We start from the raw sequence: 1,524 nt of genomic DNA on the forward strand, positions 1-1,524 counted from the left end.
CTGATGGGCTGCCCGGAGGATCTCGGCAGCTGGCCGGCCATGGAGGCCCCCGAGCCGCGGGACTGGGACGGCCTGCCCCGCGCGCTCACCCTCGCCCAGGCCCGGGTCGTCGTGATCATGCCGGTCTACAAGGGCCGCGGCGAGACCCTGCGCGCCATCCACGCCTGCCTGTCCGCCCCGCAGAACACACCCTTCACCCTGCTCGCGGTCAACGACCGGTCCCCCGACCCGCAGCTGACCGCGGAGCTGAAGGACCTCGCCGGCCGCGGCCTGTTCCACCTCGTCGAGAACCCGGAAAACCTCGGCTTCGTGCGCTCGGTCAACCGCGGGCTGTCCCTGCGCCAGGGCCGCGCCGTGGTCCTGCTCAACTCCGACGCCGAGGTCTTCGGCGACTGGCTCGACCGGCTCGTTGCCCATGCCGAGACCGCCGAGGCCGAGGGCCGGGCGCCGGTCGGCAGCGTCACACCGCTGTCCAGCAACGCCACGATCTGCAGCTACCCGAAGTTCAACGCCAACAACGCCATGGCGCTGGAGATCCCCCGGCCCGAACTCGACCGGGCGGCGGCCCGGATCAACCGCGGCCGCTCGGTGGAAGTCCCCACCGGCGTCGGCTTCTGCCTGTACATGACCGCCGCCGCGCTCGATGCCGTCGGCACCCTCGACGAAATTGCCTTCGGTAAGGGCTACGGCGAGGAGAACGACTGGTGCATGCGCGCCCGCAAGGCCGGGTTCGCGAACCTGCTCGCCGAGGACGTGTACGTCTACCATGCCGGGCAGATCTCGTTCGGGCTCGACCCGGGCGGCGAGTACGACCAGGGCCAGGCGGCCTTGCTCGCCAAGCATCCGGACTACCCGGCGCTGGTCGGCCAGTTCGTCCAGGCCGATCCGGGCCGGCGCGGCCGGGCGCGGCTCGACCTGTACCGGCTCGCCCGGCACTTCCGCGGCCGGGCCGTGCTGTTCGTGACCCACAGCTGGGGCGGGGGCATCCAGCGGCACATCGACGACATGATCGCCCGGCTCAAAGCCGAGGGCGTGGCCGTGGTGCTGCTCTCGGTCGACCGGGCCCGCAACATCCAGGTCAACGTCTCGTACCGCAGCCGCGAGTTCGTGTACCTGCCGAGCCTGGACAGCCTGTACCTGCCCCGCGACGCCGAGGCGGTCGCCGCCTTCGTGGAGCAGCTGGCGCCGCTCTTGATCCACGTGCACTCGCTGGCGGGCCTGCGCTGGACCGCGGCGCGCGCCCTGATGGATCTGGTCACCGGGTCGGGGCGGCCCTATGCCTGGACGCTGCACGACTTCTCGCCGGTCTGCCACCGCAACCACTTGGTGATGCCGGACGGGCGATATTGCGGGCTGGCGCCGGTGCCCGTGTGCCGGGACTGCCTGGCCTCGGACGCCGACGGCTACGAGGAGCCCGATCCTGAGGAGCGCCGGGCCGCGTTCGGACGGTTCCTGGCCGGGGCGGCGCGGGTGTTCGCGCCGTCGGCCGACACGGCGGGGCGGATCGGGGCGGTGTACCCGGAG

Annotated in this window: 1 protein-coding gene; it reads left to right on the top strand. The window is 72.4% G+C overall.

Annotation, left to right across the window (positions count from 1 at the left end; translation table 11 throughout):
* A partial coding sequence (locus FV228_RS29320) for a glycosyltransferase (RefSeq protein ID WP_147857672.1) occupies nt 1–1,524 on the top strand: 1,524 nt, incomplete at both ends.

The sequence above is a fragment of the Methylobacterium sp. WL18 genome (assembly GCF_008040015.1).
In the GTDB taxonomy this organism is placed as follows: Bacteria; Pseudomonadota; Alphaproteobacteria; order Rhizobiales; family Beijerinckiaceae; genus Methylobacterium; species Methylobacterium mesophilicum.